This window comes from Pseudomonas sp. AC172, from assembly GCF_979258595.1.
Genome location: NZ_OZ409868.1, coordinates 3,857,574 through 3,875,975 on the forward strand (window position 1 = coordinate 3,857,574; position 18,402 = coordinate 3,875,975).

8 protein-coding genes are annotated in these 18,402 nt (G+C 59.5%); 7 read left to right on the top strand and 1 reads right to left on the bottom strand.

Going from position 1 to position 18,402, the window contains the following annotated elements; all coding sequences use genetic code 11:
• The first annotated feature begins 421 nt into the window (after positions 1–421).
• From ACZ0A4_RS17395 to ACZ0A4_RS17425, 7 genes are all read left to right on the top strand, one after another.
• Positions 422–1,945 carry a fumarate hydratase gene (locus tag ACZ0A4_RS17395; RefSeq protein WP_007916251.1) on the top strand — a complete coding sequence of 508 codons (1,524 nt, stop codon included), beginning with the start codon at positions 422–424 and terminating at the stop codon, positions 1,943–1,945.
• A gap of 201 nt (positions 1,946–2,146) precedes the next feature.
• Positions 2,147–6,667 (top strand): SpvB/TcaC N-terminal domain-containing protein, encoded by a 4,521-nt coding sequence (locus ACZ0A4_RS17400; RefSeq protein ID WP_463575723.1) that lies wholly within the window; start codon positions 2,147–2,149, stop codon positions 6,665–6,667.
• Entirely contained in the window at positions 6,664–9,429 is a 2,766-nt protein-coding gene (locus ACZ0A4_RS17405; protein WP_463575725.1) for an RHS repeat-associated core domain-containing protein, read from the top strand. Before ACZ0A4_RS17400 ends, ACZ0A4_RS17405 begins: the two co-directional genes overlap by 4 nt.
• A gap of 27 nt (positions 9,430–9,456) precedes the next feature.
• On the top strand, positions 9,457–12,273 hold the full coding sequence (locus tag ACZ0A4_RS17410) for an RHS repeat-associated core domain-containing protein (protein ID WP_463575726.1): 2,817 nt from the start codon (positions 9,457–9,459) through the stop codon (positions 12,271–12,273).
• Positions 12,274–12,356: 83 nt separating this feature from the next.
• Positions 12,357–14,117, top strand: coding sequence for an ATP-binding protein (locus ACZ0A4_RS17415; protein WP_463575727.1), 1,761 nt, complete (start codon positions 12,357–12,359; stop codon positions 14,115–14,117).
• Entirely contained in the window at positions 14,117–15,445 is a 1,329-nt protein-coding gene (locus ACZ0A4_RS17420; RefSeq protein WP_463575728.1) for a sigma-54-dependent transcriptional regulator, read from the top strand. Before ACZ0A4_RS17415 ends, ACZ0A4_RS17420 begins: the two co-directional genes overlap by 1 nt.
• Positions 15,446–15,845: 400 nt before the next feature.
• Entirely contained in the window at positions 15,846–17,165 is a 1,320-nt protein-coding gene (locus tag ACZ0A4_RS17425) for an MFS transporter (protein ID WP_463575729.1), read from the top strand.
• Between the two features lie 146 nt (positions 17,166–17,311).
• On the opposite strand, the gene ACZ0A4_RS17430 is transcribed toward ACZ0A4_RS17425, so the two are convergent.
• Positions 17,312–18,067: a COG4705 family protein gene (locus ACZ0A4_RS17430; RefSeq protein ID WP_463575730.1), complete on the bottom strand. Its 756-nt coding sequence runs from the start codon at positions 18,065–18,067 to the stop codon at positions 17,312–17,314.
• Between the last annotated feature and the right edge of the window lie 335 nt (positions 18,068–18,402).

Below are 18,402 nucleotides of genomic sequence, written 5' to 3' on the forward strand. Positions count from 1 at the left end.
CAAAGGGAGAGGGGACTGACCGAGTCGATTGTTGGCGATACGCCGACCTGAAATACCGAGCTGAACTCAGGTCTGAACAGCATGAAGATCAGTTCCCTTTCCCCCTGGCCCCCTTTGGGGGAGAGGGCTGGGGTGAGGGGGTAGCGCTTGAAGTGCAAACCCGATGTCCGATATTCGCCCACCCATGCGACCAACGAATGACTGCCGGCGCGTGTACGCCCCACCGAGGCGCGGTATACTGCCGCGCCTTTTTAGCGTCGCGCCAGCAGCCCCGGCGTGCCCGGCCCCAAGGGCCAGCTTCAAGTTGCAAGCTTCAAGCCGCTAGCTCAAGCAGTCCGCGTACTGCTCCAGCTTGCCGCAGAAAGCTTGAAGCTTGTAGCTGCCCCATAGAATGTTCCCGTCTTTTAGAGGAGCGCGACTCATGACCGTGATCAAGCAAGACGACCTGATTCAGAGCGTTGCCGACGCCCTGCAGTTCATTTCCTATTACCACCCCGTGGATTTCATCCAGGCGATGCACGAAGCCTACCTGCGCGAAGAATCGCCAGCGGCCCGTGACTCGATGGCGCAGATCCTGATCAACTCGCGCATGTGCGCCACCGGCCATCGCCCGATTTGCCAGGACACCGGTATCGTTACCGTGTTCGTGCGCGTCGGCATGGACGTGCGTTGGGATGGCGCCACCATGGGCCTGGACGACATGATCAACGAAGGCGTGCGTCGCGCCTACAACCTGCCGGAAAACGTCCTGCGTGCTTCGATCCTCGCCGACCCGGCGGGTGCTCGGAAAAACACCAAGGACAACACCCCTGCCGTGATTCACTACTCCATCGTCCCGGGCAACACCGTGGAAGTGGACGTGGCGGCCAAGGGCGGCGGTTCCGAGAACAAGTCGAAAATGGCCATGCTCAACCCGTCCGACTCGATCGTTGACTGGGTACTCAAGACCGTTCCGACCATGGGCGCCGGCTGGTGCCCACCGGGCATGCTCGGCATCGGCATCGGCGGCACCGCCGAGAAAGCTGCGGTGATGGCCAAGGAAGTGTTGATGGAATCCATCGACATCCACGAGCTGAAAGCCCGTGGCCCACAGAACCGCATCGAAGAAATGCGTCTGGAGCTGTTCGAGAAGGTCAACCAGTTGGGCATCGGCGCCCAAGGCCTCGGTGGCCTGACCACCGTGCTCGACGTGAAGATCATGGACTACCCGACCCACGCCGCTTCCTTGCCGGTGTGCATGATCCCGAACTGCGCCGCCACCCGTCACGCGCACTTCGTGCTCGACGGTTCCGGCCCGGCCTCGCTGGAAGCGCCACCGCTGGACGCCTACCCGGAAATCGTCTGGGAAGCCGGCCCTTCGGCCCGTCGCGTCAACCTCGACACCCTGACCCCGGAAGACGTGCAGAGCTGGAAGCCGGGCGAAACCGTCCTGCTCAACGGCAAAATGCTCACCGGTCGCGACGCCGCGCACAAGCGCATGGTCGAGATGCTCAACAAGGGTGAAACCCTGCCGGTCGACCTCAAAGGTCGCTTCATCTACTACGTCGGCCCGGTTGATCCGGTCGGTGACGAAGTGGTTGGCCCGGCGGGCCCGACCACCGCGACGCGGATGGACAAGTTCACCCGTCAGATCCTCGAGCAAACAGGCCTGTTGGGCATGATCGGCAAATCCGAGCGCGGCCCGACTGCGATCGAGGCGATCAAGGACAACAAAGCCGTGTACCTGATGGCGGTCGGCGGCGCGGCTTACCTGGTGGCTCAGGCGATCAAGAAGTCGAAAGTGCTGGCGTTTGCCGAACTGGGCATGGAAGCGATCTACGAGTTCGAGGTCAAGGACATGCCGGTCACCGTTGCGGTGGACAGCAAAGGTGAGTCGGTGCACATCACCGGTCCTGCGATCTGGCAACAGAAGATCAGCGAAAGCCTGGCGGTAGAAGTGCAGTAAGCGCTTTCACCCCATGAAAACGGCCGGTTCATCCGCTGAGATGACCCGGCCGTTTTTACATCTGCAAACCGATCGCGATAAAAAACCCGCCAATACATACAAATGATCTTGCGCACCTGTCAGATCTGACAGGTTCATTTCACCGCCGTTCTTGTTAGCGTCAGTCCATTCACGCCCACCCCGCGCGCAATGGATTCGACCATGCCTGATCAACAAGAGCTGAGCATCACCACCCCCTCCGTCGCCAAAAGCGCATCGATTGCCACCATCGGCAAAAGCTGGGGCGCCGTGGGGCCGACCGGTGCGGCTTCGTTCGAACTGCCGATTCCGATGTCCGCCGGACGTGGCTGGGATCCACAGTTTTCGCTGAACTACAGCAGCCAGAGCGGCAACGGCCCATTCGGTCTTTCCTGGCACTTGGCCGGCGCGGGTCAGATCAGCCGCCGTACCCAAAAAGGTGTGCCGCGTTATACAGATCACGATGAAATCGTCGGTGCCGATGGCGAAGTGTGGATGCCGGAGCTGGATGAGCAAGGTGAACTCAAGTTCCGTGAGGAAAGCGTCTACAACGGCATCGACATTGGCCCCCACAGGGTGGTGCGTTACTGGCCTCAAGTGGAAAGCGATTTCGCCCTGCGCGAGCGCTGGCAGCGGCAGACCCGAGAAGCCGATCCACCGGTATTCTGGCTGATACACGGCGCTGACGGCTCGCTGCACCTTTACGGCAAAACCGAAGCCACACGAATTGCCGATCCTGACGCCCCCGGACATATCGCCACATGGTTGCTCTGCGAAAGCATGAACGCGCGCGGCGAACACATCTGTTTCGATTACAAGGCCGACGATCAGGACCCCGACCCGCTGCATGACTACCGCGCCCAGCGTTATCTGCACCGCGTGTGTTACGGCAACTTCACAGCCAGCAGCGATCTGTACAGCTGGACCACGGACAATCCCACCGAACTGGACTGGCACTTTCATCTGCTGTTCGATTACGGCGAACGCAGCACGTCCCTGACCGATATCCCTGCGCACGACGAAGATCCCCTGAAACCCTGGACGGTCCGCCCGGATCGTTTTTCAACCCATGGTCAGGGTTTTGAACTGGGCACTCGCAGACTCTGCCAACAGGCGTTGCTGTTTCATCAGTTCTCCGAGCAATCGACAGACAAACCGAAACTGGTACACCGCCTGCTACTGGAGTATCGCCAGGCGCAGGAAGACGAACAGTGGACCTACAGCCAGATCAGCGCAGCGCACTATCAGGCATTCGATGCCTATGGCATCGTCGAAAACACACCACCAGTCGAGTTCGACTACGCCCCCTTCGACATCAATAAAACCCCACGTCGCTTCCTTGAACTTGATACACAGCCGGGTATCGAGGACGGAGGTTTTTACCAGTGCATCGATCTTTATGGCGAAGGCGTGCCGGGGTTTCTCTGCCGCTATGACCAGAGTTGGTACTACCGTGAACCACGGCGCGCGACGAAAGGAACCGATGAAATTGGCTATGGGCCATGGATCGCGCTGGACAAGATTCCGCTTGCTGATCGCAACCGTCCGGTACAGCAACTGCTGACCGACCTGACGGGTGACGGTCGGCTCGACTGGGTCACCGCGCAACCGGGTATCAGTGGTTTTCGCACCCTGACAGAACAACGCACGTTTGCCGACTTCGTCCCCTTCGGCAAATTCCCACCGGAGTTTTTCAACGCTCTCTCGACACTCGGCGACTTGAGTGGAGATGGCCTGAGTAGCCTGGCATTGATCGGGCCGGACTCGGTGCGGTTGTATGCCAACGAGCGCGAACAAGGCTTCGCGGCGCCTGAAGAGGTGCGGCACGAAGCCGATGATGACCGGTTGCCATTGTTCAGCAATTCCCCAACAGAACTGGTGCTGTTGGGCAATCTGCTCGGCAGCGACATGCCCGAGCTGTGCCGGATTCGCCACGATGAAATCCGCTGCTGGCCAAACCTGGGTCATGGCCGCTTTGGCAAGGGTCGCAAGATCAGCGGATTGCCGTTCAGCTATGAGCAATTCGATTCGTCACAGGTACGCCTTGCCGACCTCGACGGCTCCGGTGCCGCGTCGCTGATTTATCTGAAGTCAGAGACCTTCGATATCTACTTGAACCGGGGTGGCAACGGTCTGGAGCAGACGCCGATCAGCGTGCCGTGGCCCGACGGCGTGCGCTACGACCGCCTCTGTCAGGTAAGTTTCGCCGACCTGCAAGGCCTGGGCTGCGCCAGTTTGATCCTGACGGTGACGCACATGCAGCCGCAGCATTGGCGCTACGATTTCGTTCCGGCCAAGCCGTATCTGCTGACCAGCAGCAACAACAATATGGGTTGCAGTGCCAGCGTGGTCTACCGCAGCTCGGCGCAGGAATGGCTGGATGAGAAACGCCGTTTGCCCCCCCTCAGGCGTTTTCCGGCTTGCCACCTGCCGTTCCCGGTGGCGGTGGTCAAGAAACAGCAGCAACTGGATGAGATCACCGGCAACTGCCTGACGCAGCTCTTCACCTGGTGGGAAGGTTTCTACGACAGCCGTGAGCGCGAGTTCTGCGGTTTTGGCCTGTTGCAGCAAACCGACAGCGAGAGCGCCAGCGACGATGAGGGCGAAGGCTTCAGCGAGCCGATGCGGGTCTTCACCTGGTTTCATACCGGGCAATCGATGGACCGGTCGCGTGATGACTATTTCAAGCATGACGCACAAGCGGTGGCGCTGGGCGAAACGCTGTTCAGCCGATACCACGAGGCGGACGATTTCGAGGAACGGCTGGACTCCCCTGACGCAGACACTATCTACCAGATCTCGCGGGCGCTGGTCGGCTCGGTAACGCGTATCGAGACCTACGCCGATGCAGATGAGGATGCTCTGCGGAACACCACACCTTATACGGTGGAGGAAATCCGTTATCGGGTGCGCGAGGTGCGCGAACAAGGCGCTTACGCCGCCGCAGTCTTGCTGCCGCTGGTGGTGGAAAAAATCAGTTACCAGTACGACGGCTTCGTCGATGATCCCATGTGCCGCATGGAGGTGGTCCCGCGCTACAACGCTTACGGCCAAGCGACGCATGCAATCACGGTGAGCTACGCCCGGCGGCTCACCGAAACGGATACGCCACCGTCCGACGATCCTGATGAACAGCGGTGGTGGTACGACTCCCATGACCCGGCGCAACGATCGTTCTACCTGAATGAAAGCCGTTTTGTGTTCATCGATCTGGACGAGGATCCACAGCATTGGCGTCTTGGTTTGCCCTATCAACAGCGTGGCAATGCATTGGTCTTGTCGTCCAAAGGCACACTTCCCACCGGGCTTACACCTGCGCAGGTGTCCTATGAGTGCCTGATGGAACATGAGGATTCGGCGTACTGGAATGCCGAACGAGTGCTGACCACGCAGTCCGTGCAGCGTTACGTGAGTGCCGACGGCAAACTGCTGGACGACGGCATTGCCGGCTTCGAAGCCCTGGTCGGCCCACTGGAAGTGGCACAACTGGACAAGACGGCGCTGGACGCTTACAGCGTTCTGTCGAATTTCAACGTGCGCACTGAACTGGCGAAAATCGGTTACACACCGATGCCGTTTCTGTTCTGGGTAAATCCCTTGGGCAGTACAGAACAGGACCTGTGGTCGGCGAATTTCGGCTACGCCGAGTATGCCCGCCTCGACGGTTTCTACAAGGTATGCCGTTATCGCGAGACTCTCAGCCACGGCTTCACCCGGGCCGAATACGACGCTTATGCGCTGTTCGTCACCCTCGTGGAACTGCCGGATGGCTGCACCACGCGCATTGAGTACGACTACCACGCGCTGCAACCACTGAAAATCATCGATGCCAACGACAACATTCACGAAGCGATCAGCGATCCCTCCAAACAGCCACTGGCCACCAGTTTTCATGGCACCGAGAACGGGACGAAGGCGGGGTTCAAGCCACTCAGCTTCTATAAATCTCCCGAGGACCGGAGCCCGGCTACCGCGATTGCCCACCCGGCCGATGCCGTGCAAGAAGCTGCGAGTACCCTGCGCAAGGATCTGTTCAGCTGGATGGGGCAGATAGCCAACGACACTCACGTCGCCATGGCATGGATTGCCCAAGGTTATCTGCTGCCCAGCGGGCATATCAGGGCCAGCGCACGCCGACGACTGGCCCAGCGCAGTAGCGCTTTGACGCCTGATGAACAGGCACTGCAAGCCGCCATCGCAGCTGTGCATCGCGAACCGGTGCACAGCGTGATCCTCAGCGCCGACCGTTACCACGATGATCCGGTGCAGGCGCGGATCCAGATCATCAAAGCCTGCGTCGACGGCTTTGGGCGGTCGCTGCAAACTCAGCAACTGGTCGACCCGGGCAAGGCCTATGCCGTGGACGCCGACGGCTCGCTGATCGTCGAAAATGGCCAGTTCAAAGAGGTCGATGCCGAATCGCGCTGGCGTATCAGCGAGCGTGTCGAATACAACAACAAGGGCATGCCGGTTCGTCAGTTCCGCGCGTTTTTCGCCGATACCCATAGCTACGTCAACGATCGGTCCCTGCGCACACTGGGCAATCACGACCGTATTTTCTATGACACCCAGGGCCGAACAATCCGCGTGGTCAATGCCAAGGGCGATTTTTCCCGAGAGACCTACCACCCTTGGTACCACGCCAGCGAAGACTTCAACGACACCGCTGAACCGTCATCACCCACAAAGGCACCACGGTCATGAATGCCAACGTGCATCGACGCACACCCACGCTGGTGGCGAGCGATGCGCGTGGTCTGCCGGTGCGGCAGATCGGGTACTTGCGCAGCGCCGTCAATGACACGCCTGATGCGCTTGTCTGCCGACAACAGCACGACCTCGCCGGACGCCTGGTCGAGCAGTGGGACCCGCGCCTGTCAGCACCTTGCCTGACCACGGTTTACGGCCTGAACGGTGCGGCATTGAAATCCGACAGCGTCGATGCCGGCTGGCGTCTGACTCTACCGGGGCTGGCCGGTGAGCCTGTGCAGCGATGGGATCAGCGTGAGCATCATTGGCGCACGACCTTCGATGAACAGCTGCGGGTGATCGCAGTCGATGAAAATGGCGAATCCGGTGTTGATGTTTTCATCTACGCCGACGCTTCAGCCGAGGCAGGGCTCAACCAGCGCGGCCAGTTACTGGAACAGAAAGATTGCTCCGGTTCGCTGCTCACGGACAGCTTTTCCCTGGCCGGTCAGGCGCTCAGGGAAACCCGCACCCTTCACAATGATGAACCGTTCACCAGCCACCATCTGTTCAGCCCGCTCGGCGCGCTGCTGGAACAGACTGACGCCGGCGGTCATCGGCGACGCTCGCACTACGGCCTGGCCGGGCAACTCCAACAAGCGGATCTACTGATCAAAGGCACGTCTGGCTGGCAACCGGTGTTGCTGGACGCGCAGTACAACGCCAATGACCAGATCGTCGAGCAACTGGCGGGCAATCGCGTACTCAGTACATGGACTTACGACCCGGCGGACGGACGTTTGCACACCCAGTCCAGCCACAAGGATGGCGGTGGAGTGCTGCAGGACTTCGAGTATTTCTACGACCGCGTCGGCAATATCACCCGTATTGAAGATCACGCTTTTAAGCCGCGCTACTTCGCCAATCAGTTGATCGACGGCCACCGTGATTTCGTCTACGACTCACTCTCTCGGCTGATCAGCGCCACCGGTCACGACGACGCGCCGCCACCGGACATTCCCGGTCTTGTGCAACAGCCCGATCCGAACAATCGCCTCAATTACACTCAAACCTACCGATACGACAGTGGCGGTAACCTGATCGAACTTCATCATGTGCGGGCCGGCAACAACTCCACCCAGCACATGTTCATCGACCCGAAGAGCAATCGCGGGGCGCGCTGGACACCCAACGAGCCGCCCCCCGCGTTCGACGACCTGTTCGATCCCCACGGTAATCAACTAACCGTACAACCGGGACAACCGCTGTATTGGAATGCCCGCGACGAACTGCGGCGCGCGATCCTGGTCCAGCGCGAAAGCGGCTTCAATGATGCCGAAGATTACCGTTACAGCCAGGGTATTCGTGTGTTCAAGCGCCACGAATCCTTCGCGGCCAACGCCGAACACTTCCACCAGGTGCGTTATCTGCCGGGACTGGAAATCCGTACTCGCGACAACGGCGAAGAACTGCACGTCATTATTCTCGGCAACGCGCGCTGCCTGCATTGGGCAGAGAACAAACCCGATGGAATCGACACCGATCAACTGCGTTACAGCCTCGAAGATCACCTCGGTTCCTGCGTGATGGAACTCGATCAACAGGCACAACTGATCAGCCAGGAAGGTTACTACCCGTTCGGCGCCACGGCGTGGACGAGCGCACGCTCGGAGATTGAGGTCAGCTACAAGTTCATACGTTATTCGGGCAAGGAGAGGGATGTCACTGGCTTGTATTACTACGGCGCACGCTATTGCGCGCCGTGGTTGCAACGCTGGGTCAGTACGGATGCCGAGCAGGCAGATGGTCTTAATCTTTATGCGTTTGTGGGCAACAACCCGATGCGCTTCGTTGATCCTGACGGGAACACGCGAGCGGAAGGTGTGATCCTGTTGTATTCACAATTCATTTCAGAACTCCATGACAATACCGGACAACTCGGAGGGCAACTGACCAATATTTTTCACCCTGAAGACATCGCACTTGATCTGCTGACAAATTTCGTCGGCGAAGTGGTGCTGGGGGTTGCGGGTTACGAGGGCGGAGGTGTGGGAGGTCAAGTATTTAATGCCATAGCGCCCGGATTGTCTCAGGCACAGTCTTTCGTAAGCGTTTCTGGATTAGTCGGTGGCAACATCGGTGGCGATGCCGGCGGTGCACTCGCTAATCCATATGCGAACAGTACCGGGCTGAAATTCGGCCCCCTCATCCCGCAAACCTCGCAGATGTCCGTCAGCGCCATTGATAAGAAACTGGGCATCGAGGATGCCGTCAAGGATATCAAGTCCTGGAGTGACTTGAAGAGTGAACTTATCCACCCGGGGTTGGACGCGGTTCTCAATCCCTCCTTCATGATGAACAGAGTCATCGGCTCGGTGATCGGTATCATTCCCGGTGCCCTTAACATGTTTGCCCGGGCGATTGAGGTCGAGGACATCAGGAACCGGCTCGATCCAGTGAAAATAGAAAAAATCGAGAAAATGCTCAGCGACTGGAAGGCCGCGGTGGAGCAACGTTCCGCTTGGGCCGAAAACGCATTCGACGCACTCGGTACAGACGTGATTTATCCGGCCAATTTCCTACCGAACGTCAACAATATGACCACCAAGGAAACTCTGGCTCCCATCCACCGTTCGGAATTGCGCTCAAAGAACGAGGCAGTGCTTGCCGACATTGCCAGGGCTCAACTCGGAATGGCTTGGTACAAGAAAATGGGCACCACCGACAACCAGTTTCTACTGAGGCAGGCGCGCACCAACAAGAAAAAGGCCGCCTGAGATGACCGACTGCGCGCGTGAGCGGGTATGAATCAGTCAGTGCATTGGCATACGCCGACGCTGCACGTTCATGACCCCAGGAATCTGCCGGTGAGACATGTCGCGTACTTGCGCACCGTGGCCGGCGCCGATGCCGAGTGCCAGATCAGCCGTCAACAACACGATACTGCAGGCCGCATGGTCGAGCAGTGGGATCCGCGCCTTTCTGTCCCCTGTCTGGTCACGTTTTACAGCCTCAATAGCGCGATCTTGAAGACCGACAGCGTCGACGCCGGCTGGCGCTTGAATCTGCCGGGGCTGGCCGGCGAACCGTTGCAGCGCTGGGACCAGCGCGGCAGCCATTGGCAATCGAGCTTCGATGAGCAACTGCGTGTAGTCACGGTGGAGGAAAATGGTGAACCCGATGTTGATGTATTTATCCATGCCGACGCATCGGCCGACGCGGGGTACAACCGGCGCGGCCAGTTGCTGGAACAGAAGGATCGTTCCGGACCGCTGAGTACGGAAAGTTTCTCCCTCACCGGCCAGTCCCTGAGCGAAACCCGCACGTTCCACGATGATCAAGCATTCACCAGCCACCATCTGTTCAGCCCGCTCGGCGCGCTGCTGGAACAGACTGACGCCGGCGGTCATCGGCGACGCTCGCACTACGGTCTGGCCGGGCAACTCAAACAGACGGAGTTGCTGATCAGCGGCACGCCGGACTGGCAACCGGTGCTGCTGGACGCGCAGTACAACGCCAACGACCAGATCATCGAGCAACTGGCCGGCAACCGGGTACTCAGTACCTGGACGTACGACCCGGCAGACGGTCGGTTGCACACCCAGTCCAGCCGCAAGGACGGCGGCGGTATCCTGCAGAAATTCGAGTATTTCTACGACCGCGTCGGCAATATCACGCGCATCGAAGACCATGCTTTTCAGCCGCGCTACTTTGCCAATCAACTGATCGACGGCCACCGCAATTTCGCCTACGACTCGCTATATCGGCTGACCAGCGCCACCGGCCATGACGATGCCCCGCCATCGGACATTCCCGGCCTGCCGCAACCGGGCGATCCGAACAATCGCCTCAACTACACCCAGACCTACCAGTACGACAACGCTGGCAACCTGATCGAACTGTGTCACGTTCGGGCCGGAAACAACTCCACCCGGCAAATGTTCATCGATCCAAAGAGCAATCGTGGACTGCGCTGGAAAACAGGCGACCCGGAACCGGATTTCAACAAGTTGTTCGATTCACACGGCAATCAACTGACCGTACAACCGGGACAACCGCTGCATTGGAACGCCCGCGACGAGCAGGAGAGCGTGATCCTGGTCCAGCGCAAAAACGCTTCCAATGATGCCGAGTGCTACCGCTACAGCCAAGGCATACGCGTGTTCAAACGCCACGCAACCTTCGCGGCCAACACCGAACACTTCCACCAGGTGCGCTACCTGCCGGGACTGGAAATCCGTACCCGCGACAACGGCGAAGAACTGCACGTCATCACCCTCGGCAACGCGCGCTGTCTGCATTGGGCAGAGAACAAGCCCAATGGCATAGATGGCGATCAATTGCGCTACAGCCTCGAAGATCACCTTGGTTCCTGCGTGATGGAACTCGATCAACAGGCACAACTGATCAGCGAGGAAGGTTATTACCCGTTCGGCGCCACGGCGTGGATGAGCGCACGCTCGGAGATTGAGGTCAGCTACAAGTTCATACGCTATTCGGGCAAGGAGATGGACGTCAGCGGCATGTATTACTACGGCGCACGCTATTACGCGCCATGGCTGCAACGCTGGGTCAGCGCGGACCCGGCAGGCGACGTGGATGGGCTGAATCTTTACGCCTTCGTCGGCAACGATCCGATTGGCCATGTCGACGTCAACGGTGAATCCAAGTGGCCTACTTTGGACGATATGAATGGCGGAGTGGATCGCATCATTGCTTCGCAAAACAAGAGCTATGCCAAAAATGCGCAACGCCTTGCAGAAAAGCGTATGGCCCGCCAAATGAATGATCAGATGATGCAGCACATTGAAATTCTGGGGATTACCCAGCGCCGCGCCAGCGATGCCGCCAAGCAACTCGACAGAATGGGTTCAGGCAGCGACATTGCCTTGGCGACAACACGCAGAACGCTGGTATTGGTCGCAAGCAAAGCCCTCAGTTATGGCGTCGGTCTAACGGTCGGTGTCGGTGCTCAGGCACTAGGCGCCGCGGCACCCGGTGTCGGCAACGTGATAGGCGCAGGGATGGGCTACGCCGCAAAAATCGGGGTCAGCGCGCTCATCGACTACGCGGCTGAAAGAAGCGGACTGAGCGCGTCGGTCAATTTGAAAACCTCCAAAGTGTCAGCGGACACTATTATCGAGAAAGCCCAACACAAACAAATGCAGCCGCTTGAGTATTTAAACGCCAAACTCCAGGGCATGATTCCTCGCGACAAAAAATCCGGACTCAAGTTGGTGAAGGAGGCAGGCGCTCAACTAACGGCGACGGGTGTGAAGGGAACTTTCAATTCACTACCTCCCGCAGCGGCCGGCGCCATCGCTAGCGGAGCCGCGGCGTTATGGAGTTTGCCGGAAATTGTCAATGAAGCGGCTAAGGCCATCTCTGGAAAATCCAGCGAAAAAATGCTTGAGTTCGAGGGGAAAATTCTCGGACTTGCACAGGCTATCGAGGCGAGTAACGACTCGGTCCATGAGTATGCTCACGCACTTGGCAGAACGAGCATGAACGGCGTCGACCTCAACGATCTAGACCAGGAAACAGCCCGAATCACCGACATGCTCCACGGTCTGGCGTTAACGGTGCAAAAGCATAGAACTGCTCACCACGCCGCCGCGTAAATGGGCGGCTTTCTAAGCGGGGACAATGTTCCCGCCTACCGACATGCTATCGTGCCCGCCCGACTGCCATCCGTTTGCCCAGCATGCTACCGACTTCCCGTACCCTGCGTCTGTCGTTGTATACCCTGCTGATCATTGCCGGCGCGGCGCTTGCCGCCACGCTTGCGATCCGCCACGCCGAACGTCAGGCGCTGGAAGAAGACGCCGCCCGCGCCAACCAGCAACTGGCGTTGTACGCCAATTCCCTGCACACCCTGATCGACCGCTACCGCGCCCTGCCCGCCGTGCTGGCGCTGGACCCGCAATTGCGTTCGGCGCTGGCCGGGCCAGTCGATGCCGCCGAACAGGCGGCACTGAATCTCAAGCTGGAAAAGATCAACGGCGCGGCGCAATCCTCGACCCTTGAACTGCTCGACCACACAGGCCTCGCCGTGGCGGCGAGCAACTGGCGGCTGCCGAGCAGTTACGTCGGCCACAACTACGGCTTCCGTCCCTATTTCAGTCAGACTCGCACCCAGGGCACCGGGCGTTTTTACGCGGTGGGCGTGACCAGCGGGATTCCTGGTTATTTCCTCTCCAGCGCGGTGCTCGGCGACCGCGACGAGTTCCTTGGCGCGATGGTGGTCAAGCTGGAATTCCCCGAGCTGGAACGCGAGTGGAGTCAGGGCAATGACACCCTGCTGGTGAGCGATGCGCGCGGAATCATCTTCATCGCCAATCAGCCCGGCTGGCGTTATCGCGCGCTGCGGCCGTTGAGTGCCAGCGACATGGCCGAGATCAAAGCTACGCGCCAGTACGACAAACAGTCGCTGCTGCCCTTGACCCACTTGTCGCTGCGCAGCTTCGATGACAACAGCGATCTGCGCCGCGTCGAAGGCCCGCAAGGCACCGCGGATTATCTGTGGGAATCGCTGCCCCTGAGCGCCGAAGGCTGGACCCTGCACCTGCTGCGCCATCCACAAGTGGCCTTCGAAGACCTGCGCAATGCTGGCCTCGCCGCCGCTGGGGTGTGGCTGGCGCTGGTGTTTCTGTTGCTGTTTCTCAACCAGCGCTGGCGTCTGTCGAAAATCCGCCAGCGCAACCGCGAAGAACTTGAACAGTTGGTGGAAGAACGCACCCGTGATTTGCGCACTGCGCAGGACGGTCTGGTGCAATCGGCCAAACTCGCCGCGCTCGGGCAGATGTCCGCCGCGCTCGCCCATGAAATCAACCAACCGCTGACCGCTCAGCGCATGCAACTGGCGACCCTGCGCCTATTGCTCGACCATGGCCGCGTCGACGATGCCTATAAAGCGTTGAAACCGGTGGACGAAATGCTCACGCGCATGGCCGCCCTCACCGGCCACCTGAAGACTTTTGCGCGCAAAAGCCCCAGCGGCTTGCGTGAGCGGCTGGATCTGGCGACGGTGGTCGATCAGGCGTTGCAGTTGCTCGATGCCCGGCTGCGCGACGAACAGGTCAGTCTGGTGCTGCACCTGACCCGTCCCGCGTGGGTGCGCGGTGATGCGATTCGTCTCGAACAGGTGCTGATCAACCTGCTGCGCAACGCCCTCGATGCGATGCAGGGTAAACCGTGCAAGCGTCTCGAGATTCGTCTGGAAGCCGATGAGCAGCTGTGGCGCCTGAGCGTCAGCGACAATGGCGGCGGGATTGCCGAAGACCATCTGGGCCAGGTCTTCGATCCGTTCTTCACCACCAAACCGGTGGGCGACGGTCTGGGCCTCGGCCTGGCGGTATCCTTTGCCATCGTGCATGAATCCGGCGGACGTCTGAGCGTCGAAAATGGCGACAGCGGCGCGGTGTTCAGCCTGACTTTGCCGATCGACCTGGAGGCACACATCTGATGCTCAATTCGGTAATGATGGTCGATGACGAAAGCAGCATTCGCAGCGCCGTCGAGCAGTGGCTGAGCCTGTCGGGCTTCGAAGTGCAGTTGTTCAGCCGCGCCGAAGAATGCCTCGCTGCCCTGCCTGCGCACTTTGCCGGAGTGATCCTCAGCGACGTGCGCATGCCGGGCATGGGCGGCCTGGCATTGTTGGCTGAAGTGCAGAAACGCGATGCCGATCTGCCGGTGATTCTGCTCACTGGCCATGGCGACGTGCCGATGGCGGTCGAAGCGATGCGCGACGGTGCCTACGACTTTCTGGAAAAACCCTTCAGCCCGGAAACCCTGCTCGGCAGCTTGCGCCGGGCGCTGGACAAACGCCGGCTGATTCTGGAGAACCGCGCCCTGCACGAGCAGGCCGACAACCGCGCGAAACTCGATGCGACGTTGCTCGGGGTGTCGCGTGGTTTGCAGACGCTGCGTCGGCAGGTGCTGGACCTGGCGGCGTTGCCGGTCAACGTGCTGATCCGTGGCGAAACCGGCAGCGGCAAGGAACTGGTCGCGCGTTGCCTGCATGATTTCGGCCCGCGCGCGGCCAAGCCGTTCGTGGCGCTGAACTGCGCGGCGATTCCTGAACAGCTGTTTGAGGCGGAGTTGTTCGGGCATGAGAGCGGCGCGTTTACCGGTGCGTCGGGCAAGCGCATCGGCAAGCTGGAATACGCCGATGGCGGCACCTTGTTTCTCGATGAAATCGAAAGCATGCCGCTGGCCCAGCAAGTGAAACTGCTACGCGTGTTGCAGGAGCAAAAGCTTGAGCGGCTGGGTTCGAACCAGAGCATTCGCGTCGATCTGCGCATTGTCGCGGCGACCAAACCGGATCTGCTCGACGAGGCTCGGGCTGGACGTTTTCGCGAGGATCTGGCCTATCGCCTGAACGTCGCCGAGTTGCGTTTGCCGCCGTTGCGTGATCGCCGCGAAGACATTCCATTGTTGTTCGAAACCTTCGCCCGCAACGCCGCTGAACGTTTGGGCCGAACCTTTCCGCCTTTGAGTGGCGCGCAATTGAGCCATCTGCTCAGCCACGACTGGCCGGGCAACGTGCGCGAACTGGCGAACGTCGCCGAGCGCCAGGTGCTGGGGCTGGATGAGCCGGCGCCGGGGATTGATCCGGGGCAATCGCTGGCGGCGCAGCAGGAGGCGTTTGAGGCACAGTGTTTGCGTGCAGCGCTGACCCGGCACAAGGGCGATGTGAAAGCGGTGCTTGAAGAACTGCAACTGCCGCGCCGCACGTTCAATGAAAAGCTGCAGCGGCATGGGTTGAGTCGGGAGATGTTTTTGACTGAGTGAGGCTGGCTCGAGATTTTTGCCGTGGCTGAAATCCATCCCCCTCACCCCAGCCCTCTCCCCCAGGGGGGCGAGGGGAAAAGGGAGCCGATCTTCATGCTTTTCGAAACCTGAGTTCGACTCGATATCTCAGGTCGGTGCAACTCGAACAATCCACTCGGTCAGTCCCCTCTCCCTACGGGCGGTCCGACGTTTCGGGAGGGCTAGGGTGAGGGGCTTTTGATCTCAGCCCCAATAAGCGGAAATCCGCTCACACAATCAAATCCATCGGCATAAAACCGCCCACCCAATCCCGTCACCCCCTCTAAACCGGCCCTCCCCCCGTTGGCACACCTCCTGCTATAGCCCTCGCAGGCTGCGTTCCAACGCGCTCCACAAAAACAATTAAACGAAGGATCCTTCAATGGATAACTCCAACGCCCTGCCACTTGGGTCGGCTGCTGCGCCCGCCAAAGAAAGAACCACCGCCAGCCGGATCAAATCGATCTTCAGCGGTTCCGTCGGCAACATGGTCGAGTGGTACGACTGGTATGTGTATGCCGCCTTCTCCCTGTACTTCGCGAAAACTTTCTTCCCTGCCGGTTCCACCACCGCCCAACTGATGAACACCGCCGCGATTTTCGCCGTCGGCTTTCTGATGCGTCCGATCGGTGGCTGGCTGATGGGCATGTACGCCGACAAGGTCGGACGTAAAAAAGCCCTGATGGCCTCGGTCTACCTGATGTGCTTCGGCTCGCTGCTGATCGCCCTCAGCCCGAACTACGAAACCATCGGCATCGGCGCGCCGATCCTGCTGGTGTTCGCCCGACTGCTGCAAGGCCTGTCGGTGGGTGGCGAATACGGCACCTCGGCGACCTATCTCTCGGAGATGGCGACCAAGGAACGTCGCGGCTTCTTCTCCAGCTTCCAGTACGTGACCCTGATCTCCGGCCAGCTCATCGCGCTCGGCGTGCTGATCGTGCTGCAGAACGTGCTGACCACTGAACAGCTGTACGCGTGGGGCTGGCGTATTCCGTTCGCCATCGGCGCGCTGTGTGCGGTCGTGGCGCTGTACCTGCGTCGCGGCATGGAAGAAACCGAGTCGTTCACCAAAAAAGAGAAGTCCAAGGAAAGCGCCATGCGCACCTTGATGCGCCACCCCAAAGAGCTGTTGACCGTGGTCGGCCTGACCATGGGCGGCACCCTGGCGTTCTACACCTACACCACTTACATGCAGAAATACCTGGTGAACACCGTCGGCATGAGCATCTCCGACTCGACCACCATTTCGGCGGCCACACTGTTCCTGTTCATGTGCCTGCAACCGATCATCGGCGGCCTGTCGGACAAGATCGGCCGTCGTCCGATCCTGATTGCCTTCGGCGTACTGGGCACGATTTTCACCGTGCCGATCCTGATGACCCTGCACACCATTCAGACCTGGTGGGGTGCGTTCTTCCTGATCATGGCGGCGCTGATCATCGTCAGCGGCTACACCTCGATCAACGCCGTGGTGAAAGCCGAACTGTTCCCGACCGAAATCCGTGCGCTGGGCGTCGGCCTGCCGTATGCACTGACCGTGTCGATCTTCGGTGGCACCGCCGAATACATCGCGCTGTGGTTCAAGAGCATTGGCATGGAAACCGGTTACTACTGGTATGTGACGGCATGCATCGCGGTGTCGTTGTTGGTGTATGTGACCATGAAGGACACCCAGAAACATTCGCGTATCGTGACTGACTGATCGCGTGTTCACAGCCACTGCAACGGTGGCTGTTCTGGCCCCATCGCTGGCAAGCCAGCTCCCACAAGTTTCGCGTCGTACACAAGGTCTGTGAACGGTGCTGTCATTGTGGGAGCTGGCTTGCCAGCGATTGGGGCGACCCGGTATCAAGTCAACTCGGCAACCTGCGGTTTGCCATAGCGCTTCTGCGCATAAGACGCGCCGACAATCATCACCAGCAAAATCCCCGCCAGCACCGCAGAAGAACCGATGGTGCCAAAGTCCAGCCCACCCTTCTCATGGGACTTGGTCATCAAGTCACCCAAGGTCGCGCCGAACGGTCGGGTCAGCACGAACGCCACCCAGAACAACACCACCGTGGAAATCCTGGTGAAGTACTTCAGCAGCACGACGGCCGCGATGGTCGAGCCAATCAGCAGCGCGCCCCCGGCAAAACCCATCCCTGAATCGTCAGCCAGGTAATCGCCCAGCGCCGTGCCGAGGGTGTTGGAAAACAGAATCGCCATCCAGTAGAACATCTCGCCACGGAAGGTCTGCACCTTGCTGACGTTGAGCGAATCACCGCTCAGGCGCCACGCGGCGAAGATCGCCAGCAGAATGGCGATAAGGATCATCGAGCCAGTGGCGTAACCCAGTCCGAGGGTGCGGTCCATGAAATCCGACATCGTCGTGCCAGCGGTGCTGGTCGACAGGATCACCAGCCAGTACAGCAATGGCTTGTAAGTCTTGGCCATCAACTGGGTGATCAGCGTCATCACGAACACACTGATCAGGATCAACGAGCTCATGGCGTAACCGACGTTGAGGGTCATCGACAGCAAATCCCCCGCGGTTTCCCCCAGGGTCGTCGCGCAGATTTTCATGACCCAGAAGGCCAGGGTGATTTGAGGAAGTTTGTTCATCGCGGGGAAAGCTCCAGTGTGTGGCGGCCGGTTCTTGGTTTTCTGGCCACGGGCAGACTGGCGTTGCAACGGTGAAAAAGCGGTCGGCAAAGTATGAAAAATCTGTCACACGGCGCAAAACAGCGATTAATCGCTAATTAATGCTGCCCCTGCATTCTGCAATCACCTGATCGATGACCTGCGCGACGCTCGCTCCGACGACGAAAGCGAATTCAATGCGCCGCCCTTAACATCAAGTTAATCGATAGTTTTTAGCATCAATTTGCGCTTTTTAATCAATTTAGTTGGCGTAGCATTAAACCCATGCAAGACACACCGCCAACGAATCTGGAGCA